This window comes from Pseudomonas sp. QTF5 (assembly GCF_000512695.2).
GTDB lineage: Bacteria > Pseudomonadota > Gammaproteobacteria > Pseudomonadales > Pseudomonadaceae > Aquipseudomonas.
Genome location: NZ_AZRW02000042.1, coordinates 32,833 through 57,678, shown reverse-complemented (window position 1 = coordinate 57,678; position 24,846 = coordinate 32,833). Strand labels below are relative to the sequence as shown.

Sequence of the window (24,846 nt, the reverse complement as noted above, 5' to 3'; positions counted from 1 at the left end):
CCCTGCGAAAGCTTAGTGGGCGATCGCAGGGGGCGGCGGGGGTAGCCATTTCATTATTTGATTTGTGGTGTTTTTGAGTTTTACCGTCCGTAGCCCCGTCGAAACTTTCTCGTACGCCCGGCAGTCATCAAAAGACAGAGGCTGTCCGAGGGCTACATAGACGGGAGGCGACATGGCGGCGATTCATATTGGTATTTCAGGCTGGCGCTACACGCCCTGGCGGGGGGAGTTCTACCCGAAGGGGCTGACCCAGAAGCGCGAATTGCAATTCGCTTCACGGGCAGTGAACAGCATCGAAATCAATGGATCGTTTTACGCCTTGCAACGGCCAGAACGTTACGCCCAGTGGTACGCCGAAACCCCGGCGGGCTTCGTTTTCAGCGTCAAGGCGCCGCGTTTTATCACCCACATCAAGCGCCTGCGGGACATTCATAAGCCGCTGGCGAATTTCTTTGCCTCCGGGGTGTTGGAACTCAAGGAGAAACTCGGCCCGATCCTCTGGCAGTTTCCACCCAACTTCAAATTCGACCTGGAATTGTTCGAAAGCTTTCTCGAACAATTACCCCACGACACGGAACAGGCCGCCGCCCTCGCCCGCCAGCATGAGCCGCGCTTGAACGGTCACGCCAGTATGAAGGCCTACGGCAAAAAACCGCTGCGCCATGCCGTGGAAATTCGCCACGAAAGCTTTGTCGATCCCGCCTTCGTCCGTCTGCTCAAACGCTACAACACTGCGCTGGTGATCGCTGACACCGCCGGCAAATGGCCGTATCGCGAAGACCTCACCAGTGATTTCGTCTATTTGCGCCTGCACGGTGCCGAAGAGCTCTACGCCAGCGGTTACACCCCACAAGCGCTGAAACGCTGGGGCGACCGGATCGAGGCCTGGTATCACGGACAGCAACCGGCGGATCCGGAATTGATCGCGCCTCGGCAAAAACCCAAGACCCGCAAATCCCGGGAAGTATTCTGCTATTTCGATAACGACATCAAAGTCCGGGCGCCCTTCGATGCCCGCCGTCTGCTTGAACGTTTTCATCTCGACAAGGACCTTGCCACCGCCCCCGGTGAGCCAGTTGCCGAAGGAGTGCTGCCATGAGCGTTCCCGAACCGGTCGGCACCACGGATGAACAGCAACCCATCATCAGCGCCGTGAGCCGCTTTACCGTGTTGACGGTCAATACCCACAAGGGTTTCACCGCGCTGAACCGGCGCTTCATCCTGCCCGAGTTGCGCGAAGCGGTACGCAGTGTGTCCGCCGACGTGGTGTTTTTGCAGGAGGTCCATGGCACCCACGAACATCATCCACAGCGCTACCTCAATTGGCCGGCAATGCCCCAGTACGAATTCCTTGCCGATACCCTGTGGCCGCAATTTGCCTATGGGCGCAACGCGGTCTACCCGGCGGGCGATCACGGCAATGCGCTGTTGTCGAAATTCCAGATCATTCGTCACGATAACCTCGACGTTTCCATCAGCGGCCATGAGAACCGTGGAATCCTGCATTGCGTGCTGCGCATGCCCGGTGATGGCCGGGAAGTGCATGCCATTTGCGTGCATCTGGGGTTGCGTGAAAGCCACCGGACAGCACAACTCAAGCTGCTGACCCAACGTCTGGAAGAGTTACCGCAAGATGCCCCGGTGGTGGTCGCCGGCGACTTCAACGACTGGCGCCTGCGCGCCGATGCACTGCTCAAGCCTTGCGGTTTGCGTGAAGTCTTCGCTGAACTGCATGGCAAACCGGCCCGCAGTTTCCCCGCGCGTTGGCCGGCGTTACGCCTGGACCGCATCTATGTGCGCAACCTCAAGGTCAGCCACCCGCAAGTACTGGCGGCACGGCCCTGGTCACACCTTTCCGACCATGCACCGCTGTCGGTGGAGATCGAGCTATGAACATCCCATCGATGGAAAAAACCACGGTCGAACAGGTTTCCCCACCTCCGCCCGTGCGTAAGCCGGCGGTAGTTGGCGTCGAATACGGTTGGCACGGTAACAACCGGGTCGAATTGCTGGAGAACGGCGAGGAATACTTTCCACGGGTGTTTGAAGCGCTGCGCCAGGCCCAGAGTGAAATCCTGCTGGAGACCTTCATTGTGTTCGAGGACAAGGTCGGCAATGAGCTGCAAAAAATCCTGATTGAAGCGGCTCAACGCGGCGTGCGCATCACCGTCAGCCTCGACGGTTTTGGCTGTGGCGAGTTGAGTACGGAGTTCCTCGCCGCCCTGAGCAATGCCGGTGTGCGCCTGCAAATATTCGACCCCGCCCCGCGTCACTTTGGCATTCGCACCAACTGGTTCCGCCGCCTTCACCGCAAGATTGTGGTGGTCGATGGCACGATTGCGTTCCTCGGCGGAATCAACTTTTCCGCCGACCATTTGGCCGACTTCGGCCCCGAGGCCAAACAGGATTATTCGGTTGAAGTGCAAGGCCCGGCGGTGGCCGATATTCATCATTTCACCTTGTTGCAAAGCGGTCGCCCGGCCCGCGCCAAGTACTGGTGGCAACGCCGCAGACAGAGGCGCGCGGAACTGGCGGTCAGCGATCATGATGGCCAGGTACGGCTGGTGTATCGCGACAATGGCGAACACCCGGGCGATATCGAAGAGGTGTACTTGCAGGTCGTGCGCAGTGCCCGACGTCGCGTGGTGATCGCCAACGCCTACTTCTTTCCAGGCTATCGGCTGCTGCGCGAGATCCGCAACGCGGCGCGGCGCGGAGTCGAGGTGCGCCTGATTCTTCAGGGCCAGCCGGATTTGCGCGTGGCCAGACTCGCCGCACGCATGACCTACGATTACCTGTTGCGGGCCGGGGTAGCGATTTACGAATATTGCGACCGCCCACTGCATGGCAAAGTCGCCCTGGTCGACGAGGACTGGAGCACTGTCGGCTCAAGCAATCTCGACCCGCTGAGCCTGTCCCTGAACCTGGAGGCCAACGTGTTGATCCGCGACCGAGCCTTCAACCGCGACCTGTTCGAGCGTCTCGACGAATTGAGCAGCAACCACTGCAAGGTCATGTCGGCGGACAAGGCCCCTCGCGGATGGGTCTGGCACATGACCATCGGTTTTCTGGTGTTTCACTTCCTGCGGCATTTCCCGGCGTGGGCCGGTTGGCTGCCGGCGCATAAACCGCGCCTGAAACCCTTCATCCATCCGACCGGGAGCGATAAGGCATGAGCCATTCTGATGCGCGGCCTGCCCCTCACTCCGACACGCCGCGAAAATCCCACTGGCACCGCTGGAAAAAGCCGCTGACGATGCTGTTTTTTCTGGCGTTGATCGTGCTGTTCACGATGCTTGCCCAGCGCATCGAGTGGGGCGAAGTGTTCGATACCCTCGCCGATTTCAAAGTGCGCACACTGATCATCGCGTCCGGACTGACGTTGATGAGTTTTCTGGTGTACGCCTGTTTCGACCTGATCGGTCGCACCTATATCCGGCAGGACCTGACTTGGCGGCAGATCCTGCCGGTGGGCATCATCAGCTATGCCTTCAACTTAAACCTGAGCGCCTGGGTCGGTGGGGTCGCCATGCGTTATCGGCTGTATTCGCGGCTCGGCGTGAGCAAAAGCAACATCGCGAAAATCCTCGGGCTGAGCCTGGCAACCAATTGGTTTGGCTACATGGTGATCGCCGGCACAGTGTTCAGCAGCGGACTGGTGCGAATGCCGCCGGGCTGGAAGCTGAGCAGTGGTGCCCTGCAAGGCGTGGGCGCGTTGTTACTGCTGTTGAGCGCGGGGTATCTGGCGGCCTGTCGGTTTTCCAGGCGGCGGGAGTGGTCGATTCGCGGCGTGGAAATCAACCTGCCGTCGCTGCACATGGCAGTCCTGCAACTGGCCCTCGGCGCGCTGAACTGGTCGCTGATGGCAGCGGTGATCTTCACTCTGTTGCCGAGCAAGCTGGACTATCCGCTGGTGCTTGGCGTGTTGCTGATCAGCGCCATTGCCGGGGTCATCACCCACATTCCGGCCGGGCTCGGGGTGCTGGAGGCGGTGTTCGTGGCGTTGCTGCAACATGAGGCTTCGCGGGGAAGCCTGGTGGCGGGGTTGCTCGCTTATCGGGCGATCTATTTCCTCTTGCCGCTGCTGATTACTGTGGTGATGTATCTGGTGGTGGAGGCCAAGGCGAAGTCGTTGCGGATCCAGAAGAAACCTTCTTGAGAGATTGGTTGAAACGGATGCCGCTTTCGCGAGCAAGCCCGCTCCCACATTTGATCCGCGCAGCCTGTCTAAACGCGTTCAATGTGGGAGCGGGCTTGCTCGCGAATAATCGCAAGAACACTGCAAATCTCAACGCGACTGAATAATGCTCAACCGCTCGCCCACCACCATTTCCGTGATCCAGCCCACGAGGATCGAGGTGTACGCCTGTTGCGAGACAGGCTCGCTCAAGGCGTGATCGGCACCATCGATGATCCGGTGAGTCAGCGAGTGGGTCTGCTGACACGCCGCGCGGTAACTCATGATGGTCGCGTGGGGCACATAGGCATCGGTCTCGGACTCCACCAGCAATACATCCCCGGTGAATTGCGAACAGGCATGGAGCGCGCGATTGCTGTCGGCGCTGATCCGCGTGCTGCGGTAATCGCGCAAATCGAGCTTGTCCAGCTCACGCTTGGGCGTATGCCAGAAGTCGTCGCGATACAACGCCGGCACCCGCAGCGCCAACCAGCGCACCGGGCGCAACGACGTCAGGATCGACGCCAGATAACCGCCATAACTGGTGCCGACCACGGCAATCGCCGACGTATCGAGCGCTGGGTGTGCAAGCAAGCGGTCGTAGGCCGCCAGCAGGTCGCGCAGGTTGTCTTCGCGGGTTACCCGGGACAACGGAATACCGGTCCCGCCGGTGTGGCCGCGCAAGTCGAATGTCAGGCACACGCAACCCAACCCGGCAATGCCTTTGGCGCGCTCCAGGTCGCGCTCTTGACTACCGCCCCAACCGTGGACGAAAAGCACACCCGGGACTTTCGATTTGGGACTGAGAAAGGTCCCGCTCATCTGTTCATCGTCGATGTCGATCGCAATGGTTTCGCTTCTAGCCGTCATAGGATTTGACCGTTACGTACTTGAGAAGAAAGTCACTGTGTTCCGCTGGCCCGCGGTAGACCTCAATGGCGTTGGCCGGCAGCGGTTGATCGGTATAGGTTTCGACCGACGACACGCGAATCGCGCGCAAGCCGGGGTTGTTGACGAAGCTCTGCAGTGCCGCGACTTCAGCACTGCTGGCACCGCCCAGGCGCCAGGATTGTTCGAGCACGCCGCTGCGTTGTTTGCCGTCGCAATCCAGCCCCTGGGCGATGTCGTAGTTGCGCCGCGAGGCGTAGAAACCGGGGTAGGCTTCATCGGCCGCGCTGTCGAATACCTGCGCTTGCTGGATCGCCAGCCTCGTATCTTCCGGTAGTTCCAGCGCCAGCAGGTCCTCGTAATAACCCTGCACCACCAACAGATTGGACCCTCCATAAACCTGCTCGCCCTGATCGTCTTCGGTCAAGTATTGATCACCGCAATAACTCAGCACCTTGTCGCCGATAAAACTCTGGCCGACGCTGTGGGTGACCACCTCGGTCAAGTCTTGTTCCAGCACCACGCCTTCGGTGAACAAGGTTTTGGCATCGGGGCGAGCGAGGATGGCGTCGAACTGGTCGAGGCTTTTGATCACTTCCTGACCGCGTCCGGCGCAGGCATGAATAGGCTTCATGCGGATCGGACCGCTGTAGAGCAGATGCTCCGCTGCCGGGCGAGCATCGTCCAGGGAGAACACGCTGAGGCCATCGAGCACGACGCTGCGCACCCGTTCGGAAAACAACGACGACCAGCCTTCGGGCGCGAACGCATAGCGATTCAACAACCCATGGCTGATGGCTTTGGTGCAGATGAAATCGTGGTCGACGTAACCGCCCCACAAATCCTCCGGCCCTTTGACGCCCAACTGCCGGGCGGCAGCAACGCCCACCAGTGTTTGGGTCGGCAACAGATAAACGTCACGACTCCTGTGCAATTCGGGGTTGTAACTGCCACCGTATTCGAGCCCGGCGACCTGCGCCAGCCAACGGGCCAGCGCGCGATTGGTGTCGACTTCGTGCAGCGGGGCATCAGGCCGCACCGAATGGGCGAGCACCAGTTTCTTGCGGTTTGTTGGGGTCATGCGTTCCCCTTCAATCTGCGCTTGATAAATGTAGCTGAAGGAGGTGCAGAGATCAGGCCAATGGCGGCTGAAAAGAAACGGTTTTTAAATCAGCCAATTGCGAAATGGGTAGTAGCACAAGGCCTGTTTTATTCTGCACGACACCTTCCAATGCTCCCGGCATTTTGCACGATTCAAAGTCTGACATAGACCCAATGTGGGAGCGGCGGTGCGACGATTCGACTTGCTCGCGAATGCGGTGGGTCAGTTAGCATCAATTTCGACTGATAGACCGCTTTCGCGAGCAAGTCGAATCGTCGCACCGCCGCTCCCACACTTGTTCTACGGTGAGGCTGGCTACCGAGCTACGACTGCGGTCGGCGTCACACCAAACCGCCCCCGGTAATCACTCGGCGCCAGCCCGGTAATCTTCTTGAACGTTGCCCGAAACGCACTCGGGTCCTGGTAACCCACGGTCCAGGCAATGTGATCAATGGTGCCGTTGGTGAATTCGAGCATTTCCCGCGCTTTGCCGACCCGCAGGTGCTGGCAGTACTCGGTGGGTTTCAACCCGGTTGCCGCACGGAATCGTCGCAGGAAGGTGCGCTCTTCCAGCCCTGCCCGCTCGGCCATCGCCGCCAACGAGACATCGGTCGCACCGGTGCTTTGCAGCCAATGCTGAACCTTGAGAATCGACGCGTCGCCATGGCTGAGAATCGGTGAAAAATTACTGCCGCACTCGCTCGCGCTGTCGCTGTGTTCCACCACCAGAAACCGCGCCGTGCCGGTGGCGATGCTCGGCCCGAGCAAACGGTTCACCAATCGCAATCCCAGCTCTGACCAGGCCATCAAGCCGGCGGTGGTGATCAGGTCACCATCGTCGACAATGGGCGTGTCGGCCTTGAGCTTGATCGCCGGGTAACGCTCGGCGAAAGCCTTGGCCGAGGTCCAGTGGGTAGTCGCGCTACGGCCGTCGAGCAGACCGCTTTCGGCCAACAGAATAGAACCCACGCAGACCCCGCCGAGGGTCGCACCGTTGGCATGTTGCTGACGAAGCCAGCGAATCAGCCCTTGGGGCGCCTGCCCCTCGGAAAAACCTCCGATCGAGGGCGGGATCAACACGGCGACCAATGCGCCGGCCGGGCCGGGATGGGTGTCGTAGACCCGCTCGGGCACCTGATCGCCCTCGACCTGCCAATGACTGACCCGCAGCAACGGTAGCTGCGCCGCCTGATGCTCGTCGGCGATCCGGTTGGCCACGCCGAACAGGTCCGTCAGCCCATGCACCGCCGCCATCTGCGCACCGGGATAGATCAGCACCCCCAGTTCGGCGACTGCCCTTTCTACACCCATTGTCAGTTTTCCCCCTTCTATTGTCGGTGCGGCCAATCCTCGAACGGAGGGCCCGCGCCAATACTTCATTCCACACCCAACACACACTTCGAGGAAACAGTCATGGCCAAGCAAGCACTCATCGTAGTCGATATCCAGAACGACTACTTCCCCCAGGGCAAGTGGCCGCTGGTGGGCTCCGACGCCGCAGCGGACAACGCCGCACGGTTGATTCAGGCGTTTCGCGAGGCCGGTGATTCGGTGGTGCACATCCGCCACGAATTCACCTCCGACGCCGCACCGTTCTTCACTCCGGGCTCCGACGGCGCGAGGTTGCACCCCAAAGTCCTCAACCGCGCCGACGAGCCGGTGGTGCTCAAACATTTCGTCAACTCGTTCCGCGAGACCGAACTGGAGTCCATCCTCGACCAGCAAGGCATCGAGCACCTGGTAATTGTCGGGAGCATGAGCCACATGTGCATCGACGGCATCACCCGCGCCGCGGCCGACCTGGGCTACACCGTCACGGTGATTCACGACGCCTGCGCCACCCTTGACCTGGAATTCAATGGCATCACCGTCCCGGCCGCCCACGTTCACGCCGCCTTCATGTCAGCCCTGGGTTTTGCCTATGCCAGCGTGGTGTCCACCGACGACTTTCTGGCTGGTTAGATGAAGAACCTGTGGGAGCGGGCTTGCTCGCGAAAGCGGTGGGTCAGGCAACATCAATGTTGACTGTACTGCCGTCTTCGCGAGCAAGCCCGCTCCCACATGGACAAAAAATCTCACGCGTGAGCTATTGAGAGCTGCAAAAATTGCCTGTAGTGTTTCTCACGCGTGAGATTTTTCACAACGAGGCCAGCATCATGCAAAGCAGCTCTCCATCAGATCCGCCTACCGGATCTGTTACCGATTCAGCGAGCCAAAAGGGAGAGCGCTCGAAACCGTCCGCGAAAAAACCCTCCAGCTTCTACATGAAGCAGATGCGCGCGGGCCTGGGTGCCGCCGGGTATGTGAAACACGAGACTTGGGTGCTTCCCGAAAACCGAAGCCTGCTCAAGCAGATGGAGAAACAGCTACGCCAACCGATTCTGGCTGGCTCATTCATGTCGGAGAATTACATGAGCGCAGGTAATAACTGGAACATCGATCGCCTCTACAGTGCCCTTCAGGCCCTCGACGAAGTGGTTTCGAACGACATCACCCTCTCCCTCGTTCAAGGCTCCGAGTCCAGCATCAAGCTGGAAATGAACGATTTTGGTGGCTTGCCAATTTACATCGCGGTGGTTGGCGATCAGGTCATCGTGGACACCGTTCTGGTCGATGTCGAGTCCATCAACGACGTACCGGCCTTCAACGATGCCGTGCTGCGCAGCCGGGAAATGTTCCCGCTGTCCTCGATCGGTATCGAATCCATGCCCAACGGGCAGGTCGTTTACAACATGTTTGGCGCGCTGAGCTCCGACTCCAGCCTGACCAACGTCGTGACCGAGGTCAAAACCCTCGTCGACAACGTCCAGCGCGCCAGCGAAGCCTTCGAACGTTTCTTCATTTAATTTTTCGGGAACAGGAAATATCCAATGACTCAGTCCATCTGGAGCAAATTGTTCACCGCGTTGCGTGGCGGTGCCAACGAAGTCGGCGAATCGATCGTCGACCAACAGGCCCTGCGCATTCTCGACCAGGAAATTCGTGATGCTGACAGCGCGCTGGCCAACGCCAAGCGTGAGCTGGTCACCATCATGGCCAAGCACAAACTGTCGACTGATCGCGTCAGCGAGTACAACGCCAAGATCAAGGACCTGGAATCCAAGGCCCTGGCCGCGATCCAGGCCAACCGCGAAGACCTGGCACTGGAAGTGGCCGAAGCCATTTCGACCCTGACCAATGAACTGGATGTCGAACAAAAGCAGGCCACCGAATTCGGCGGTTACGCGGACAGCATGCGTAAAGACATCACCAAAGCCGAAAACCGCATCAAAAGCCTTCGTCAGCAAGTGGACATGGCCAAGGCGCGTGAAAGCGTACAAAAAGCCCAGGTCAGTGCTTCGATCGCCAGTGGCGGCGCCAACGGCAAACTGGAAACCGCCGTCGGTACGCTGAACCGCCTGCAAGCCAAACAGCAGCAACGCGCCGCTGAACTGCAAGCCCAGGACCAACTGGCCGATGCGTCGACCGGCACCGACCTGGAGCGCAAGCTGCGTGAAGCCGGCATCACGCCGAACGAAGGCAGCGCCAATGCGATTCTGGAACGCCTGAAGAAAAAATCGGTTGAGTAAGCAACACAGCAGCAGGAAGGGCATTTAATGCCGAGTTGCGGAACCTGTGGGAGCGGGCTTGCTCGCGAAGAGGGAGTGTCAGTCGACATCAATGTTGCCTGACACACTGCCTTCGCGAGCAAGCCCGCTCCCACAGGGGTTGCACTTAAGTAACGGGCATTCACTGCCCTTCGAGTCGAGGTCAAGGATGGATGCCCTGAAGGGGTTCAAGACAATCGCAGGCGTGGCCCTCTTCATGGTCGCGCTGCAACTGCTCAATGTAGTGACCGGCTACAGCCTTATTGCCTTCGGCCTGGTGCCGAGAACACTGCACGGATTGGCCGGCATCATCACCTCGCCTTTCTTGCACGGGTCCTTTGCGCACCTGAGCACCAACCTGATTGCCTTTTTGATCCTCGGCACCCTGGTCATCGTCGAAGGACTCCGCCGGTTCATGACCGTCAGCGCTATCGTTATTTTGCTGGGCGGCTCATTGGTCTGGCTGTTCGGTTTTGCAGGTGTACACATCGGTGCCAGCGGATGGGTATTCGGGCTGTGGGCGTACCTTCTGTCGCGCGCCTGGTTCCAGAGAAGCTGGAGCAACCTGATAACGGCCAGTGTTGTGGTCCTGCTCTATGGCGGCTTGATTTTTGGCTTCCTTCCTCGCCAGGGCATGTCCTTCGAAGGGCATATCTTTGGTGCGATCGCCGGATTTATTGCAGCCAAGGTACTGTTATCTACGCCGCGCAGCAGGTTTAATGCCGCCCGGTAACCGCACTTGAGCACTCAGACGCCAGAGCGATTACGTCGCCAGGAAGAGCCCCCACGGAGTCAGGGATGTAATGTCGATTTTCCTTTTGTTGCGCACGTACGCCTCATCCTTCTTCCATCGGTTCGGCTGGGCAGGCCTGGCCATTGCGTTGGGCATACACCTGACCACGGCCTATATCGGCCTGGTGCTTCTGGGCGAACAACACCTCATCTCCCCCGCCACGTTTACCTACTTCTATCTCACCACCACGCTCACCGTCGGCTATGGCGACCTCGCGCCACAGACATCGGCGGGACGAATTTTTGTGGCTACCTGGGTCATGCTCGGGGGCATTGCACTGCTGACGGCAGCCATCGGCAAAACCACCAGCAGTGTCATCGATGTATGGAGAAAAGGCATGAAGGGCAAAGGCGATTTCACCGGCAAGGTCGGCCATACGGTTCTCATCGGCTGGGAAGGCGCGTCCAGCGAGCGGGTCGTTGAATTATTGCTGCAGGACGAAACCTCCAATGACAACCTGATCGTCATTTGCGATTGCGACCTCGAAGAAAACCCCATGCCAGGCAAAGCGGACTTTATCAAAGGCGAAAGCCTGTCCTCTGCCGCGCTTTTGCTGCGTGCCGGCGTTCCCGGTGCCGAGCGCGTTCTGGTGCGAACCCATTCAGACGATCTGACCCTGGCCACCGTGCTGGCGATCAATCAACTGAGCCCTGTCGGGCATGTGGTCGCCCACTTCAATGAAAGTGAAATCGCTGCGCTCGCCAGCGCCTACGCGCCCCGCCTGGAATGCACCTCGAGCATGGCCATCGAGATGTTGGTGCGCGCCTCTCAGGATCCGGGCTCATCCGTGGTCATCAATGAATTGCTGTGCGTGGGTCAAGGCGCCACCCAATACCTGATGAAACTGCCCGACACCTTTGAAGCAACGTTCGGCGATCTGTACGCACGGATGAAAGAACACCACAACGCGACCCTGATCGGCTACCGCGCCAAGGGCGCCCGACAGCCTTGGATCAACCCGCCCGGCGCCACTCGCGTCGAGGGCGGCGAACTCTTCTACATCGCCTCCACGCGCCTCAAGGAAATCACCAATGGGATGGTTTAAACAGTTGATGGGGCTTGAGGCCCCGAAAGCGAATACGGAATCGAAATGGACAGCCGATGAAACCCTGCCCGTCATCGGTCCACTGGGCCTGGCATTGGGCAAAGGGGTGATGTTCGACACCAGCCTGAAATTGTTGCTCGACGGTAACACCACCGTGGTCATCCCTGGCTCCCAACAGATCTGGAGCGCCGGCACCATTGAGCTCGGGCAGTCGACCTGGCTGTCGCGCTATTACATGAACGACGAAGACTACTGGCTGCAAGTACACACTACCGGTCGCATCGCCGGACAGGTCGAGTCGGTGATCCTGTTCAATTACCTCAGTTACATCACCATCAACAGTGAAGCGGAGCTGAGTCGGCTGGCCGGCCCTCAAAGCTTGATTGGCCTGCCGACCTACAACCACGACGGCGTCGAATACACCCGCGAATGGGGCACCGAGAGCGGCCAGACAGAACTGGTGGCGCTGAGCGAACACCTGAAAAATCCGGATGAGTCCTACAGTATCGAGCACCGTTCGATGCTGTACGTCCGGGAAACCGGCCTGACCGATCGCCGGGAATTCCTGCTGTTTTCCGTCGAGGAAGACGCCGAAGGCACCATCAGCTTGAGCACTTCGCTGGGCATTTCGCTGTACACCACTGACCTGAACACTTTTTAAAAAGGAAGAAGTCCATGCTTGAAGCGCTCTCCATCTCCCTGAACAAAGCCGCCGTGCTCGGGTTTGTTTTGTACATCCTCGGCGCCGCCGTGCTGTTCGCGCTGTTCCAGTTCATCTACACCCGAATCACCCCGCACAAAGAGTTCGAACTGATCCGCTCGGGCAACGTTGCGGCAGCGATCGCGCTGGGAGGCGCCATGATCGGTTTCGCCATTCCGGCCAGCAATGTGATCGCTTACTCGATCAGCATTCTGGACTTCGTCGTCTGGGCAGTGATCGCCGCTTTCGTACAGCTGCTGGCGTTTCTGCTGACCAGCCTGGTGCTTAAAGGCGCCTCTGAACGCATTAAAAAGGGTGAAATCGCTGCGGGTATCTATATCGCGGCAGTGGCCATCAGTGTCGGCATGTTGAACGCCGCGTGCATGACCCCTTCCCAGAACTGATTGCGCCACGGAGATCCCGATGAAACGAAGCAAGTACGTTCAGCTCTCGCTGGCAGCGTCGGTCGCCATGGCGATATCAGGTTGCGGGCAGGAAGAAAAAACTTACGCGATGCAGAAGAAGTACAACTTCCAGTCTGTTCAGCAGTGTGCCGATGAAAAGCTCCCGGTGGACGTTTGCTCTGACGCCTACATGACCGCCATGGCTGAGCATCGCCGTATCGCGCCGGTGTACGACAACCAGGCCGATTGCGATGCCGACTTTGTCGCCGACTGGTGCCAACAGGACTCCGCCGGCAAGTTCATCCCCAAGCTGGGTGGTTTCGAACTGACCGCCGATGGCGAGGTGACGCAATCCCAGGTGGACGCGGCCAAGGCTCAATTGCCCGCCTCGGAAGCGAACAGTGGAGGCTCCGGGTTCTCCGGCACCAGCCTGCTGACCGGCCTGCTGATCGGCAACATGCTGAGCAACAACCGCAACAGCTATTACTCCCAGCCGGTCTACCGCTACCGCGATGATCGCGGCAACTACGGCTCCTCGACGCTCAACCAGCGGATTTCGAAAGGCTCAACCTTTACCAAGTCCAATCAGGCAAGGTACGGCAGCAGCAGCTATACCGACTCAATCCGTTCCGCCAGCAAGCCGATTTCCGTTGCCTCATCCACATCCCGTGGCGGCTTCGGCAGCAAAGCCAGCGCCCGCAGCGGTTGGGGCGGTTCAAGCAGCGCTGGCCGATCGAGCAGCTAAGGAACGAGCGCCATGAAGAAGATCCTCTGCGCCGAGCGTCATGACTGGAAACAGACCGCTGAAAGTCTTGGCTTTCTGTTCCATACCATCGACGACGAACCCTATTGGGACGAGAGCGCGTATTACCAGTTCACGCTCAAGCAGATCGAGAACGATCTCGAAGACCCGACCACCGAGATTCATGAGATGTGCATGGATCTGGTGGCCCGCGTGGTTCAGAGCGAGGAGTTGCTGCAGCGCCTGAGCATTCCTGCGCCATTCTTCGACATGGTTCGCACTTCATGGCTCGAAGGCCACCCGCATCTGTACGGGCGCATGGATTTTTCCTACAACGGCAGCGGGCCGGCCAAGTTGCTGGAACTCAACTACGACACGCCGACCAGCCTGTATGAGGCCGCGGCATTTCAGTGGGGCTGGCTGGAGCAATGCATCGAACGCGGTTTGCTGCCCAAACATGCCGATCAGTTCAACAGCATCGACACCAAGCTGCATCAGGCCTTTGCCCAACTGCAGCTCAAACAGCCCTTCTATTTCGCCTCGATGAAAGACTCGGTCGAAGACAAAGGCACCACCGACTATCTGCGCCTGATCGCGGAAAAAGTCGGCATCGAATCACGGCACATCGACATCGAGGACATCGGGCTCACCCATGAAGGACGTTTCGTCGACCTGGAAGATCGCTGGATTCCTCACCTGTTCAAGCTGCATGCCTGGGAGTTCATCTTCCACGAGCCCTTTGGTGCTGCGATTGCCCAGAGCGATACACAGTTTTTCGAACCAGCCTGGAAATCGATCATTTCCAACAAAGGCATTTTGCCGCTGCTGTGGGAGTTCAACAAAGGTCACCCGAATCTGCTCGCGGCGCACCTGGATACCGACCCGGGCAAAGCGGTACCCAAAGGCTGGGTGCGCAAGCCGTTCTTCTCCCGGGAAGGCGCCAACATTGAGCTGCAAACCGCTGACGGTCTGATCGTGAAAGAGGATGGGCCCTACACCGACGCACCTTTTATCCTTCAGGAGTTCGCCCCGCTGCCGAAGTTTGGCGACAGCTTTACGCTGGTTGGCTCTTGGGTGATCGGCGATCAGGCGGCCGGAATAGGTGTGCGGGAGGACAACAGTTTGATCACCAAGGATTCGAGCCGTTTCTTGCCGCATCTGATACTCGACTGACCCATCCATCGCCGGTGTGGACATATAACAAGACGCTCGCAAGACTTACGGCTGAAATACCGGATAATGGCGGCCAAATCGTCTAGCCCGTTATTCTGGTAATCCCCAATGGAAATCAAGGTCAACTTTCTCGACAACCTTCGGCTTGAAGCCAAGTTCGATGACTTCACGGTGGTGGCCGATCAACCTATCCGCTACAAGGGCGATGGCTCGGCACCGGGTCCGTTCGATTACTTCCTGGCTTCATCGGCTTTGTGTGCGGCTTATTTCGTGAAGTTGTACTGCGACACTCGCAGCATTCCCACCGAAAACATCCGCCTGTCGCAGAACAACATTGTTGATCCGGAAAACCGCTACAACCAGATTTTCAAGATCCAGGTCGAGTTGCCAGCGGACATCTCCGACAAGGACCGCCAGGGCATCCTGCGTTCTATCGACCGCTGCACCGTGAAAAAAGTGGTGCAAGCCGGGCCTGAGTTTGTGATCGAAGAGGTGGAAAACCTCGACGCCGATGCCCAGGCGTTGTTGATGCCTGCTTCTAATTCCGGGATGGGCACCTATATCGCGGGCAAGGATCTGCCGCTGGAGCAGACCATCGCCAATATGTCGGCCATTCTGGCGGACCTGGGCATGAAGATTGAAATCGCCTCGTGGCGCAATATCGTGCCCAATGTGTGGTCCCTGCATATCCGCGATGCGCACTCGCCGATGTGCTTTACCAACGGCAAGGGTACGACCAAGGAAGGCGCGTTGGCGTCGGCGTTGGGCGAGTTTATCGAGCGACTCAACTGTAATTTTTTCTACAACGACCAGTTCTGGGGCGAAGACATCGCCAACGCGCCGTTTGTGCACTATCCGGACGAACGCTGGTTCAAGCCTGGCCGCAAGGATGCGCTGCCGACTGAAATTCTCGACGAATACTGCCTGAAGATTTACAACCGTGACGGCGAGCTGCGTGGCTCCCATCTGATCGATACCAACTCCGGCAATGAAGAGCGCGGGATCTGCTCGCTGCCGTACGTGCGCCAGTCAGACGGTGAGGTGGTGTATTTCCCGTCCAACCTGATCGAAAACCTGTTCCTCAGCAACGGCATGAGTGCCGGTAACACGCTGGCCGAAGCCCAGGTGCAGTGCCTGTCGGAGATCTTCGAGCGCGCGGTAAAACGCGAAATCATCGAAGGTGAATTTGCACTGCCGGATGTGCCGGCCCACGTGCTGGCGAAGTACCCCGGGATACTGGCCGGTATTCAGGCGCTGGAAGAGCAAGGGTTCCCCGTGTTGGTGAAGGATGCTTCCCTGGGTGGTGAATTCCCGGTGATGTGCGTCACGTTGATGAACCCGCGTACCGGCGGTGTGTTCGCCTCGTTCGGCGCGCACCCGAGCCTGGAAGTGGCGCTGGAACGCAGCTTGACCGAATTGCTGCAGGGCCGCAGCTTCGAAGGCCTCAACGACTTGCCCCAGCCGACGTTTGAAGGTCATGCAGTGACCGAGCCGAATAACTTCGTCGAACACTTTATCGACTCCAGCGGCGTGGTGTCGTGGCGATTCTTCAGTGCCAAGTCGGATTACGAATTCGTGGAGTGGGACTTCTCCGGCCAGGGTGAAAACTCGAATGCCGAGGAGGCCGCGACCTTGTTCGGCATTCTCGAAGGCATGGGCAAGGAAGTGTACATGGCGGTCTACGAGCATATCGGCGCGAAGGCGTGCCGCATCCTGGTGCCGAACTATTCGGAAATCTATCCCGCGGACGATCTGATCTGGGATAACACCAACAAAGCGCTGTTCTTCCGCGCCGATATTCTGAACCTGCATCGCCTGGACGAAGACGAACTGCAAGCGCTGGTTGAGCGCCTGGTGGAAAGTGAGCTGGACGACTACACCGACATCACCACCTTGATCGGCATCGAATTTGACGACAATACCGCCTGGGGTCAGCTGACGATCCTGGAGTTGAAGCTGCTGATCTATCTCGCCTTGCAGCAATATGACGAAGCTAAAGAAGCGGTGGAAACCTTCCTGCAGTACAACGACAACACGGTCGAGCGCGGTTTGTTTTACCAGGCCGTGAATGTGGTGCTGGAGATGAAGCTGGACGAGGATCTGGAACTGGAAGACTACGAGGCCAACTTCCGCCGGATGTTTGGCAAAGAGCGAATGGACGCAGCGATCGGGTCCGTGGACGGCGTTGTGCGCTTCCATGGCTTGACGCCGACCAGCATGAAACTGGAGGGGCTCGACAGGCATCTGCGGTTGATCGATAGCTACAAGAAACTGCACTCGGCACGGGCCAATGTGACCCCTTTATTCAGTTAACAACGCCCACAAAAAAAGCGAAGCCAGATCACTGGCTTCGCTTTTTTTATTGCTGACTGGATAGCTGCTTTTTAGAACGGGATATCGTCATCAAAGCTGTCGAAATCCGGAGCCGGCTGAGGAGCGGCCTGCTGCTGTGGAGCCGGGCGCGACTGTTGCGGTGCCGACTGCTGCGGACGCGGCGCCTGTTGGCGTGGAGCCGGGGCGGACTGCTGGTAGTTATTGCCCCCGCCTTGTTGGTCGCCCTGCTGTGGACGGCCGCCCAGCAGTTGCATGGTGCCTTGCATGTCGACCACGATTTCAGTGGTGTAACGCTTGATACCGTCTTTTTCCCACTCGCGGGTCTGCAGCTTGCCTTCGATGTACACCTGCGAACCTTTACGCAGGTATTCGCCGGCAATTTCAGCAACCTTGCCGAACATCGACACACGGTGCCATTCGGTCTTTTCGACTTTCTGACCGGTTTGCTTGTCGGTCCACTGTTCGCTGGTCGCCAGACTCAGGTTGGTCACGGCGTTACCGTTAGGCAAGTAGCGAACTTCGGGATCCTGGCCGCAAGTGCCGACCAATATGACTTTGTTAACCCCACGGGCCATAACGTTCTCCTAGGCTACGCACGCTGCCCCGGCCGGGTTGTTCACCAGGCGCTCAAGGGTGGTGCGATCCAATAGTTCGGTGTCCAATTTGATGTAAATCGCCGCTTCATCAGCGACGATCACTGCATCTGTTACCCCTACGACGGCCTTCAGGCGCTCGACCAGACCCGCTTCGCGGATCGCCTCGGGCGACAACGGCAAGCGCAGGCTCGTGACGTAAGGTGGTTCGCGCATGGTAACAGCAAAGGCCAGCCAGAGGGCAGCCAGGCCGGCGCATCCGAGGAATACAACCGACAAACCGCCATGCTGGAATAGCCAGCCGCCGAGGATCCCGCCCAGTGCCGAACCGAGGAACTGACTGGTGGAATAAACCCCCATCGCCGTGCCCTTGCCGCCTGCCGGTGAAACCTTGCTGATCAGCGATGGCAAAGAGGCTTCCAGCAGATTGAACGCGGTGAAGAACACCACCGTGCCGATTACCAGAGCCCGCAAGCTATCGCCGAACTGCCAGAAGAATAGCTCAGTGAACATCAGCGTCACGACGGCACCGAGCAAAACTCGTTTCATTTTGCGTCGCTTCTCGCCGTAGATAATGAACGGGATCATGGCGAAGAAGGAAATCAGCAGCGCGGTCAGGTACACCCACCAGTGCTGCTCTTTGGGCAGCCCGGCTTTTTCGACCAGAGCCAAGGGCAATGCAACGAAGCTCGACATCAACATCGCGTGCAACACAAAAATTCCCAGGTCCAGGCGCAGCAGGTCCGGGTGCTTGAGCGTCGGTATCAGCGCCTGTCGCGCGACGCCGGACTCGCGGTGCTGCAACGGCCCGGTTGCGCGCGGCACCATGAACATCACGATGACGATGCCGACCAGCGCCATGCCACCGGTGGCGAAGAACAACCCGGACAGACCGAAGACACGGGTCAGCAATGGTCCTACAACCATGGCGACAGCGAACGACAGACCAATCGTCATGCCGATCATGGCCATGGCTTTGGTCCGATGCTGTTCGCGGGTCAGGTCTGACAGCAACGCCATGACCGCCGCGGAAATCGCCCCGGCACCTTGCAGGATGCGTCCGGCAATGACGCCCCAGATCGAATCGGCATTGGCCGCCAGCACACTCCCCAGGGCGAAGATGATCAGCCCCAGGTAAATCACTGGACGTCGACCGATGCGGTCGGAAATGAAGCCAAAAGGAATCTGAAAGATCGCCTGGGTCAGGCCGTAAGCGCCAATCGCCAACCCGATAAGGGCCGGGGTCGCTCCTGCCAGGTCCATCCCATAGGTCGCCAGAACCGGCAACACCATGAACATGCCAAGCATACGGAAGGCGAACACCAGGGCCAGACCGCTTGCTGCGCGGGTCTCACTGCCACTCATGCGTTCGCTGTGGGGATCGTGCATGGAAAAACCTCATGTGAACCGGCGGCGATTCTACCAGTCCCATCGATTGACGGGGTATATCGCGACGCTATGACGCGCACAGATGACGCAGTCTTCATGCAAGGCTGCGCGCCCCTCATTTGATAGTGTGCATCCATCCAGTATTTGGCCGTATACTCCTACGTTTTCGACGCCCGCCGAGCGAGGCCACTTTGGACAAGATCCTGATTCGTGGGGCCCGAACCCACAACCTGAAGAACATCGACCTGACCCTGCCACGGGACAAGCTGATCGTCATCACCGGCCTGTCCGGATCCGGCAAGTCGTCCCTGGCCTTCGACACGTTGTATGCCGAAGGCCAGCGCCGTTATGTCGAATCGCTGTCGGCTTACGCCCGGCAGTTCCTGTCGATGATGGAAAAACCTGACGTCGACACCATTGAAGGTCTGTCGCCAGCGATCTCCATCGAACAGAAGTCGACCTCGCACAACCCGCGCTCGACGGTCGGCACCATTACCGAAATCTACGACTACCTGCGCCTGCTCTACGCTCGCGTCGGTATTCCGCGCTGCCCGGATCACGACATTCCGCTGGAAGCCCAGACCGTCAGCCAGATGGTCGACCTGGTGCTGGCACAACCGGAGGGCAGCAAGCTTATGCTGTTAGCGCCGGTGATCCGCGAGCGTAAAGGCGAGCACCTCTCGGTCTTCGAAGAACTGCGCGCTCAGGGTTTTGTGCGGGCCCGCGTCAACGGCAGGCTCTGCGAGCTGGACGAGTTGCCGAAGCTGGATAAACAGAAGAAGCACTCGATCGATGTCGTGGTCGACCGCTTCAAGGTCCGCGCCGACCTGCAACAGCGCTTGGCCGAATCGTTCGAGACCGCGCTGAAACTGGCGGACGGTATCGCTCTTGTGGCGCCAATGGATGACGAGCCCGGCGAAGAAATCATCTTCTCTGCGCGCTTCGCCTGTCCGATCTGCGGCCACGCCATCAGCGAGCTGGAGCCCAAGCTGTTTTCCTTCAACAATCCGGCCGGCGCCTGCCCGACCTGCGATGGTCTGGGGGTTAAACAGTTCTTCGACACCAAACGACTGGTGAACGGTGAACTGACGCTGGCCGAAGGCGCTATTCGCGGCTGGGACAGGCGCAACGTCTATTACTTCCAGATGCTCGGGTCGCTGGCCTCGCACTACAAATTCAGCCTTGAAGTGCCGTTCAATGACCTGCCGGCCGATCAGCAGAAATTCATCCTGCACGGCAGTGGCTCGCAGAACGTCGACTTCAAATACCTGAACGACCGTGGCGACATCGTCAAACGTTCGCACCCGTTCGAAGGCATCGTGCCGAACCTGGAACGCCGCTACCGCGAAACCGAATCGGCTTCGGTCCGTGAAGAACTGGCCAAGTTCCTCAGCACCCAACCCTGCCCGGATTGCCGCGGCACCCGTCTGCGTCGCGAGGCGCGGCACGTGTGGGTTGGCGAGAAGACATTGCCCGCGGTAACCAATCTGCCGATTGGCGACGCCTGTGAATATTTTGGCGTGCTGAAACTGACCGGCCGCCGCGGCGAGATCGCCGACAAGATTCTCAAGGAAATCCGTGAGCGGCTGCAGTTTCTGGTCAACGTTGGCCTGGACTACCTGTCCCTGGATCGCAGTGCCGATACGCTGTCCGGCGGCGAAGCCCAGCGAATTCGTCTGGCCAGTCAGATTGGCGCCGGTTTGGTGGGGGTTCTGTACATCCTCGATGAGCCATCGATCGGTCTGCACCAGCGCGATAACGACCGGTTGCTGGGCACCCTCAAGCATCTGCGCGATATCGGCAACACGGTGATCGTGGTCGAGCACGACGAAGACGCGATTCGTCTGGCCGATTATGTGGTGGATATCGGCCCGGGCGCGGGTGTGCACGGTGGGCATATCGTCGCTGAAGGGACGCCGGCCGAGGTCATGGCTCACCCTGATTCGCTGACCGGCAAATACCTGTCGGGCCGTGTAAAAATCGCAGTTCCAGCTCAACGCACTCCGCGTAACAAGAAGTTGTCGCTGGCCCTCAAAGGCGCTCGCGGCAACAATTTGCGCAACGTTGACCTGGAGATCCCGATCGGTCTGCTGACCTGCGTGACCGGTGTCTCCGGTTCGGGCAAATCGACGCTGATCAACAACACACTGTTTCCTTTGAGCGCTACTGCACTCAATGGGGCAACGACCCTGGAAGCGGCTGCTCACGAGAGCATCAAAGGTCTGGAGCATCTCGATAAAGTCGTCGACATTGACCAGAGCCCGATCGGTCGCACGCCTCGCTCCAACCCGGCGACCTATACCGGACTGTTCACGCCGATTCGCGAATTGTTCGCCGGTGTGCCGGAATCCCGCTCCCGTGGTTACGGGCCGGGGCGTTTCTCCTTCAACGTGAAGGGCGGGCGCTGCGAAGCCTGCCAGGGCGATGGCCTGATCAAGGTAGAAATGCACTTCCTGCCGGACATCTATGTCCCGTGCGACGTCTGCAAGAGCAAGCGCTACAACCGCGAAACCCTGGAGATCAAGTACAAGGGCAAGAGCATCCACGAAACCCTCGAGATGACCATCGAGGAGGCGCGGGTGTTCTTCGATGCAGTTCCAGCTTTGGCGCGCAAGCTTCAGACCTTGATGGACGTAGGTCTTTCCTACATCAAGCTGGGGCAATCGGCGACGACGCTGTCCGGCGGTGAAGCCCAGCGGGTGAAACTGTCTCGCGAGCTGTCCAAGCGCGATACCGGCAAGACGCTTTACATCCTCGATGAGCCGACCACGGGCCTGCACTTTGCGGATATCCAGCAACTGCTCGACGTGTTGCATCGTCTGCGCGACCACGGCAATACCGTGGTAGTGATCGAGCACAACCTGGATGTGATCAAGACCGCCGACTGGTTGGTGGACCTGGGGCCGGAAGGTGGTTCCAAAGGCGGACAGATCATTGCCGTCGGTACACCGGAAGAAGTCGCCGAGATGAGTCAGTCTCACACCGGCTTCTATCTCAAACCGCTGCTGGAGCGTGATCGGGCCTGACCTTGCCCCATGAAAAAGCCCCTGTCACTTTCAACAGTGACAGGGGCTTTTTTGTACGCTTCTGTAGGAACGAGGCTTGCCCGCGAAGGCCTCACCTCGGTCTGGCTGATGCACCGCGGCGATCCCTTCGCGGGCAAGCCTCGCTCCTACAACAGCATCAGAACTGCGATTGCAGGTAATTTTCCAGACCAATCAGTTTGATCAGACCCAACTGCTTCTCGAGCCAGTAGGTGTGATCTTCTTCGGTATCGGCCAGCTGAATGCGCAGGATCTCGCGGCTGACGTAATCCTTGTGCAGCTCGCAAAGCTCGATGCCTTTGCAGAGAGCTGCGCGAACTTTGTATTCCAGTCGCAGGTCAGCGGCGAGCATCTCTGGCACCGTGGTGCCAACATCGAGATCGTCCGCACGCATGCGTGGCGTGCCTTCAAGCATCAGGATCCGGCGCATCAGCGCATCAGCGTGCCCTGCTTCTTCTTCCATCTCATGGTTGATTCGTTCGTAGAGCTTGGTGAAACCCCAGTCCTCATACATCCGCGAGTGCACGAAATATTGATCACGCGCGGCCAGTTCGCCTGTCAGCAACGTGTTGAGGTAATCGATTACGTCTGGGTGACCTTGCATCGCCCTACATCTCCCTGCTTGAAAGTCTGTAGTTTGAACCAACCTGACCGGAAGGTCACTCGCCCTACGCCACAAAAGCGAAGATATTCTGAGAAAACCAGTTTAAATAACGCAAAAACCGCCCAAATGAGGGCGGTTCTGCTTATCGTTTAGACTTAGTTAAGCTGTACGTTGAGCGCCTTTGCGATTGCTTCTCCATACGCCGGGTCGGCCTTGAAGAAATGCTGCAATTGGCGATCAACCACATCGCTGGAAACACCAGCCATTGCGCCAGCAATGTTGTTGATCAGCAGAGTTTTCTGCTCATCGCTCATCAAGCGGAACAACGCACCGGCGTGGCTGTAGTAATCGGTGTCTTCACGATGATCGTAACGATCAGCCGCACCACTCAAGGCCAAGGCAGGTTCCGTGTAGCGCGGTGCCTGTTTCGGTGATTCTACGTAGCTGTTCGGCTCGTAGTTTGGCGCTGCGCCGCCATTGGCGCCAAACGCCATGGAGCCGTCGCGCTGGTAAGTGTTGACTGGGCTGCGAGGCGCGTTCACCGGCAGTTGCTGGTGGTTGGTCCCCACACGGTAGCGGTGAGCGTCAGCGTAAGCGAACACGCGACCTTGCAGCATGCGGTCAGGCGACAGACCAACACCCGGGACCATGTTGCTCGGACCGAACGCCGCTTGCTCGACTTCAGCGAAGTAATTCAGCGGATTACGGTTGAGCTCCAATTCGCCCACTTCGATCAGTGGGAACTCTTTCTGCGACCAGGTTTTGGTCACGTCAAACGGGTTCTCGTAATGAGCCGCGGCTTGGGCTTCGGTCATGATCTGAATGTTGACACTCCATTTCGGGAAGTCACCGCGCTCAATAGCGCCGAACAGATCACGTTGTGCGTAATCCGGGTCGGTACCCGCCAGGCGCGCCGCTTCTGCCGGCGCGAGGTTCTTGATCCCTTGCCTGGTTTTGTAGTGCCACTTCACCCAGTGACGCTCGCCATTGGCGCTGATCAAGCTGTAGGTGTGGCTACCGAAGCCGTGCATATGGCGATAACCGTCGGGAATGCCGCGATCCGAAAACAAAATGGTGACTTGGTGCAGCGCCTCGGGCGAATGCGACCAGAAATCCCACATCGCCTGCGCGCTTTTCAGATTGCTTTGCGGCAGGCGCTTCTGGGTATGGATAAAGTCAGGGAATTTCAGCGGATCACGAATGAAAAACACCGGCGTGTTGTTACCGACGATGTCCCAGTTGCCTTCCTCGGTGTAGAACTTCAGGGCAAAACCGCGGGGATCACGTTCGGTGTCGGCCGAACCGCGTTCGCCACCTACGGTAGAGAAACGCAAGAATGTCGGGGTTTGTTTGCCGACGGACTCAAACAGCTTGGCGCTGGTGTACTGAGTGATATCTCGAGTCACAGTGAACGTACCGTAAGCACCCGAGCCTTTGGCGTGTACTCGACGCTCAGGGATGTTTTCACGGTTGAAGTGCGCAAGCTTCTCGATCAGGTGGAAATCATCGAGCAGTAAAGGGCCACGGGGGCCGGCGGAACGGGAATTCTGGTTGTCGGCGACAGGAGCGCCACTGGCGGTCGTAAGCGTTTTATTCTGGCTCATGCGATCTTCTTCCTCTGTCAGTCTTGAACTGCCGGCGAATCGGCTTGGCGGGAAGTATTGATCATCCAAATGACAGCTACAAATTCATTAACTTGCAGACATCAATAGAAAATTTCTAATGATCAACCCCACGCATATAGTGCATACCGAAAAAGGTTTGAAGCTTGTACGTACAGCGCGTTTCTTACAGGCACAAAAAACCGGGCACTAGGCCCGGTTTCTTGTTTCAGACTGACGTCTTACTCAGCGGATACAGCTTCACCGCCGACAGCACGATCAACCAACTCGACGTACGCCATAGGCGCGTTGTCGCCAGCGCGGAAACCGCACTTGAGGATGCGCAGGTAGCCACCCTCACGGGTAGCGTAACGCTTGCCCAGGTCGTTGAAGAGCTTACCAACGATAGCTTTCGAACGAGTACGGTCGAAAGCCAGACGGCGGTTAGCCAGGCTGTCTGTCTTGGCCAAAGTGATCAGCGGCTCAGCAACGCGGCGCAGTTCTTTGGCTTTTGGCAGTGTAGTTTTGATCAGCTCGTGCTCGAACAGCGACACCGCCATGTTTTGAAACATGGCCTTGCGGTGCGAGCTGGTGCGGCTCAGGTGACGACCACTTTTACGATGACGCATGGTTCATTCCTTACCAAACACTACGTTCGGTGATTACGACG

The 24,846-nt window shown here is 58.5% G+C and carries 23 protein-coding genes; 15 read left to right on the top strand and 8 right to left on the bottom strand.

Annotation, left to right across the window (positions count from 1 at the left end):
- Positions 1-172 precede the first annotated feature (172 nt).
- Genes IC37_RS24550 through IC37_RS24535 form a run of 4 tightly spaced genes read left to right on the top strand, consistent with a single transcriptional unit; the run spans position 173 to position 4,159 of the window.
- The gene (locus IC37_RS24550) at positions 173-1,099 is read left to right on the top strand and encodes a DUF72 domain-containing protein (RefSeq protein WP_030131189.1); all 927 of its coding nucleotides are present in this window, start codon (positions 173-175) and stop codon (positions 1,097-1,099) included.
- On the top strand, positions 1,096-1,893 hold the full coding sequence (locus IC37_RS24545; RefSeq protein WP_030131190.1) for an endonuclease/exonuclease/phosphatase family protein: 798 nt from the start codon (positions 1,096-1,098) through the stop codon (positions 1,891-1,893). Before IC37_RS24550 ends, IC37_RS24545 begins: the two co-directional genes overlap by 4 nt.
- Entirely contained in the window at positions 1,890-3,176 is a 1,287-nt protein-coding gene (clsB, locus tag IC37_RS24540; RefSeq protein ID WP_030131191.1) for a cardiolipin synthase ClsB, read from the top strand. Before IC37_RS24545 ends, clsB begins: the two co-directional genes overlap by 4 nt.
- Positions 3,173-4,159, top strand: a complete 987-nt coding sequence (locus tag IC37_RS24535; RefSeq protein WP_030131192.1) for a lysylphosphatidylglycerol synthase domain-containing protein — start codon at positions 3,173-3,175, stop codon at positions 4,157-4,159. The genes clsB and IC37_RS24535 overlap by 4 nt, the downstream gene beginning before the upstream one ends.
- Before the next feature lie 129 nt (positions 4,160-4,288).
- Here the strand turns inward: IC37_RS24535 and IC37_RS24530 are convergent, their stop codons facing one another.
- The 3 genes from IC37_RS24530 to IC37_RS24520 all read right to left on the bottom strand — a co-directional run bounded on the left by IC37_RS24530 (position 4,289) and on the right by IC37_RS24520 (position 7,478).
- On the bottom strand, positions 4,289-5,047 hold the full coding sequence (locus IC37_RS24530) for a S9 family peptidase (RefSeq protein WP_030131193.1): 759 nt from the start codon (positions 5,045-5,047) through the stop codon (positions 4,289-4,291).
- Positions 5,037-6,146: a DUF3182 family protein gene (locus IC37_RS24525; protein ID WP_030131194.1), complete on the bottom strand. Its 1,110-nt coding sequence runs from the start codon at positions 6,144-6,146 to the stop codon at positions 5,037-5,039. Before IC37_RS24525 ends, IC37_RS24530 begins: the two co-directional genes overlap by 11 nt.
- Positions 6,147-6,482: 336 nt before the next feature.
- Entirely contained in the window at positions 6,483-7,478 is a 996-nt protein-coding gene (locus IC37_RS24520; protein ID WP_030131195.1) for a GlxA family transcriptional regulator, read from the bottom strand.
- A gap of 102 nt (positions 7,479-7,580) precedes the next feature.
- Between IC37_RS24520 and IC37_RS24515 the strand changes: the two genes are divergently transcribed.
- The 10 genes from IC37_RS24515 to IC37_RS24465 all read left to right on the top strand — a co-directional run bounded on the left by IC37_RS24515 (position 7,581) and on the right by IC37_RS24465 (position 16,924).
- Positions 7,581-8,129: a cysteine hydrolase family protein gene (locus IC37_RS24515; protein WP_030131196.1), complete on the top strand. Its 549-nt coding sequence runs from the start codon at positions 7,581-7,583 to the stop codon at positions 8,127-8,129.
- A gap of 302 nt (positions 8,130-8,431) precedes the next feature.
- Positions 8,432-9,013 carry a YjfI family protein gene (locus IC37_RS24505; protein WP_030131197.1) on the top strand — a complete coding sequence of 194 codons (582 nt, stop codon included), beginning with the start codon at positions 8,432-8,434 and terminating at the stop codon, positions 9,011-9,013.
- Positions 9,014-9,037: 24 nt separating this feature from the next.
- Positions 9,038-9,736: a PspA/IM30 family protein gene (locus IC37_RS24500; RefSeq protein WP_030131198.1), complete on the top strand. Its 699-nt coding sequence runs from the start codon at positions 9,038-9,040 to the stop codon at positions 9,734-9,736.
- A gap of 187 nt (positions 9,737-9,923) precedes the next feature.
- Positions 9,924-10,487, top strand: a complete 564-nt coding sequence (locus IC37_RS24495; protein ID WP_030131199.1) for a rhomboid family intramembrane serine protease — start codon at positions 9,924-9,926, stop codon at positions 10,485-10,487.
- 70 nt (positions 10,488-10,557) lie between these two features.
- Complete coding sequence (locus tag IC37_RS24490) at positions 10,558-11,592, top strand: ion channel (protein WP_030131200.1); 1,035 nt, start codon at positions 10,558-10,560, stop codon at positions 11,590-11,592.
- Positions 11,579-12,253 (top strand): DUF2491 family protein, encoded by a 675-nt coding sequence (locus tag IC37_RS24485; protein ID WP_030131201.1) that lies wholly within the window; start codon positions 11,579-11,581, stop codon positions 12,251-12,253. Before IC37_RS24490 ends, IC37_RS24485 begins: the two co-directional genes overlap by 14 nt.
- A 14-nt stretch (positions 12,254-12,267) precedes the next feature.
- Entirely contained in the window at positions 12,268-12,696 is a 429-nt protein-coding gene (locus tag IC37_RS24480) for a DUF350 domain-containing protein (protein ID WP_030131202.1), read from the top strand.
- 19 nt (positions 12,697-12,715) lie between these two features.
- Positions 12,716-13,441, top strand: a complete 726-nt coding sequence (locus IC37_RS24475) for a DUF1190 domain-containing protein (protein ID WP_030131203.1) — start codon at positions 12,716-12,718, stop codon at positions 13,439-13,441.
- A gap of 12 nt (positions 13,442-13,453) precedes the next feature.
- The gene (locus tag IC37_RS24470) at positions 13,454-14,611 is read left to right on the top strand and encodes a glutathionylspermidine synthase family protein (protein WP_030131204.1); all 1,158 of its coding nucleotides are present in this window, start codon (positions 13,454-13,456) and stop codon (positions 14,609-14,611) included.
- A gap of 108 nt (positions 14,612-14,719) precedes the next feature.
- Complete coding sequence (locus IC37_RS24465; protein ID WP_030131205.1) at positions 14,720-16,924, top strand: OsmC domain/YcaO domain-containing protein; 2,205 nt, start codon at positions 14,720-14,722, stop codon at positions 16,922-16,924.
- 71 nt (positions 16,925-16,995) lie between these two features.
- Here IC37_RS24465 and IC37_RS24460 read toward each other — a convergent pair whose 3' ends face one another.
- Complete coding sequence (locus IC37_RS24460) at positions 16,996-17,520, bottom strand: single-stranded DNA-binding protein (RefSeq protein ID WP_007896798.1); 525 nt, start codon at positions 17,518-17,520, stop codon at positions 16,996-16,998.
- 9 nt (positions 17,521-17,529) lie between these two features.
- A complete protein-coding gene (locus IC37_RS24455) occupies positions 17,530-18,927 on the bottom strand; it encodes an MFS transporter (RefSeq protein WP_030131206.1) in 1,398 nt (465 codons plus the stop codon).
- Positions 18,928-19,118: 191 nt separating this feature from the next.
- On the opposite strand from IC37_RS24455, the gene uvrA reads away from it, so the two are divergent.
- A complete protein-coding gene (gene uvrA / locus IC37_RS24450) occupies positions 19,119-21,953 on the top strand; it encodes an excinuclease ABC subunit UvrA (RefSeq protein WP_030131207.1) in 2,835 nt (944 codons plus the stop codon).
- A 157-nt stretch (positions 21,954-22,110) separates the two neighbouring features.
- Here the strand turns inward: uvrA and bfr are convergent, their stop codons facing one another.
- The 3 genes from bfr to rplQ form a co-directional block, all read right to left on the bottom strand.
- On the bottom strand, positions 22,111-22,575 hold the full coding sequence (gene bfr / locus IC37_RS24445; RefSeq protein WP_030131208.1) for a bacterioferritin: 465 nt from the start codon (positions 22,573-22,575) through the stop codon (positions 22,111-22,113).
- Positions 22,576-22,730: 155 nt separating this feature from the next.
- Positions 22,731-24,179, bottom strand: coding sequence for a catalase (locus tag IC37_RS24440; RefSeq protein ID WP_030131209.1), 1,449 nt, complete (start codon positions 24,177-24,179; stop codon positions 22,731-22,733).
- Positions 24,180-24,418: 239 nt separating this feature from the next.
- Positions 24,419-24,805 (bottom strand): 50S ribosomal protein L17, encoded by a 387-nt coding sequence (rplQ, locus tag IC37_RS24435; protein ID WP_007924175.1) that lies wholly within the window; start codon positions 24,803-24,805, stop codon positions 24,419-24,421.
- Positions 24,806-24,846: the final 41 nt, after the last annotated feature.

Bases quoted from the DNA above. Each gene is read 5' to 3' on its own strand.
- IC37_RS24505 (WP_030131197.1), top strand. From the start codon at position 8,432: ATGAAGCAGATGCGCGCGGGCCTGGGTGCCGCCGGGTATGTGAAACAC.
- IC37_RS24475 (WP_030131203.1), top strand. From the start codon at position 12,716: ATGAAACGAAGCAAGTACGTTCAGCTCTCGCTGGCAGCGTCGGTCGCC.
- IC37_RS24490 (WP_030131200.1), top strand. From the start codon at position 10,558: ATGTCGATTTTCCTTTTGTTGCGCACGTACGCCTCATCCTTCTTCCAT.
- IC37_RS24530 (WP_030131193.1), bottom strand. From the start codon at position 5,047: ATGACGGCTAGAAGCGAAACCATTGCGATCGACATCGACGATGAACAG.
- rplQ (WP_007924175.1), bottom strand. From the start codon at position 24,805: ATGCGTCATCGTAAAAGTGGTCGTCACCTGAGCCGCACCAGCTCGCAC.
- IC37_RS24495 (WP_030131199.1), top strand. From the start codon at position 9,924: ATGGATGCCCTGAAGGGGTTCAAGACAATCGCAGGCGTGGCCCTCTTC.
- IC37_RS24460 (WP_007896798.1), bottom strand. From the start codon at position 17,520: ATGGCCCGTGGGGTTAACAAAGTCATATTGGTCGGCACTTGCGGCCAG.
- clsB (WP_030131191.1), top strand. From the start codon at position 1,890: ATGAACATCCCATCGATGGAAAAAACCACGGTCGAACAGGTTTCCCCA.
- IC37_RS24500 (WP_030131198.1), top strand. From the start codon at position 9,038: ATGACTCAGTCCATCTGGAGCAAATTGTTCACCGCGTTGCGTGGCGGT.
- IC37_RS24515 (WP_030131196.1), top strand. From the start codon at position 7,581: ATGGCCAAGCAAGCACTCATCGTAGTCGATATCCAGAACGACTACTTC.
- IC37_RS24520 (WP_030131195.1), bottom strand. From the start codon at position 7,478: ATGGGTGTAGAAAGGGCAGTCGCCGAACTGGGGGTGCTGATCTATCCC.
- IC37_RS24480 (WP_030131202.1), top strand. From the start codon at position 12,268: ATGCTTGAAGCGCTCTCCATCTCCCTGAACAAAGCCGCCGTGCTCGGG.
- IC37_RS24525 (WP_030131194.1), bottom strand. From the start codon at position 6,146: ATGACCCCAACAAACCGCAAGAAACTGGTGCTCGCCCATTCGGTGCGG.
- IC37_RS24545 (WP_030131190.1), top strand. From the start codon at position 1,096: ATGAGCGTTCCCGAACCGGTCGGCACCACGGATGAACAGCAACCCATC.
- bfr (WP_030131208.1), bottom strand. From the start codon at position 22,575: ATGCAAGGTCACCCAGACGTAATCGATTACCTCAACACGTTGCTGACA.
- IC37_RS24465 (WP_030131205.1), top strand. From the start codon at position 14,720: ATGGAAATCAAGGTCAACTTTCTCGACAACCTTCGGCTTGAAGCCAAG.
- IC37_RS24535 (WP_030131192.1), top strand. From the start codon at position 3,173: ATGAGCCATTCTGATGCGCGGCCTGCCCCTCACTCCGACACGCCGCGA.
- IC37_RS24470 (WP_030131204.1), top strand. From the start codon at position 13,454: ATGAAGAAGATCCTCTGCGCCGAGCGTCATGACTGGAAACAGACCGCT.
- IC37_RS24485 (WP_030131201.1), top strand. From the start codon at position 11,579: ATGGGATGGTTTAAACAGTTGATGGGGCTTGAGGCCCCGAAAGCGAAT.
- IC37_RS24455 (WP_030131206.1), bottom strand. From the start codon at position 18,927: ATGCACGATCCCCACAGCGAACGCATGAGTGGCAGTGAGACCCGCGCA.
- IC37_RS24440 (WP_030131209.1), bottom strand. From the start codon at position 24,179: ATGAGCCAGAATAAAACGCTTACGACCGCCAGTGGCGCTCCTGTCGCC.
- IC37_RS24550 (WP_030131189.1), top strand. From the start codon at position 173: ATGGCGGCGATTCATATTGGTATTTCAGGCTGGCGCTACACGCCCTGG.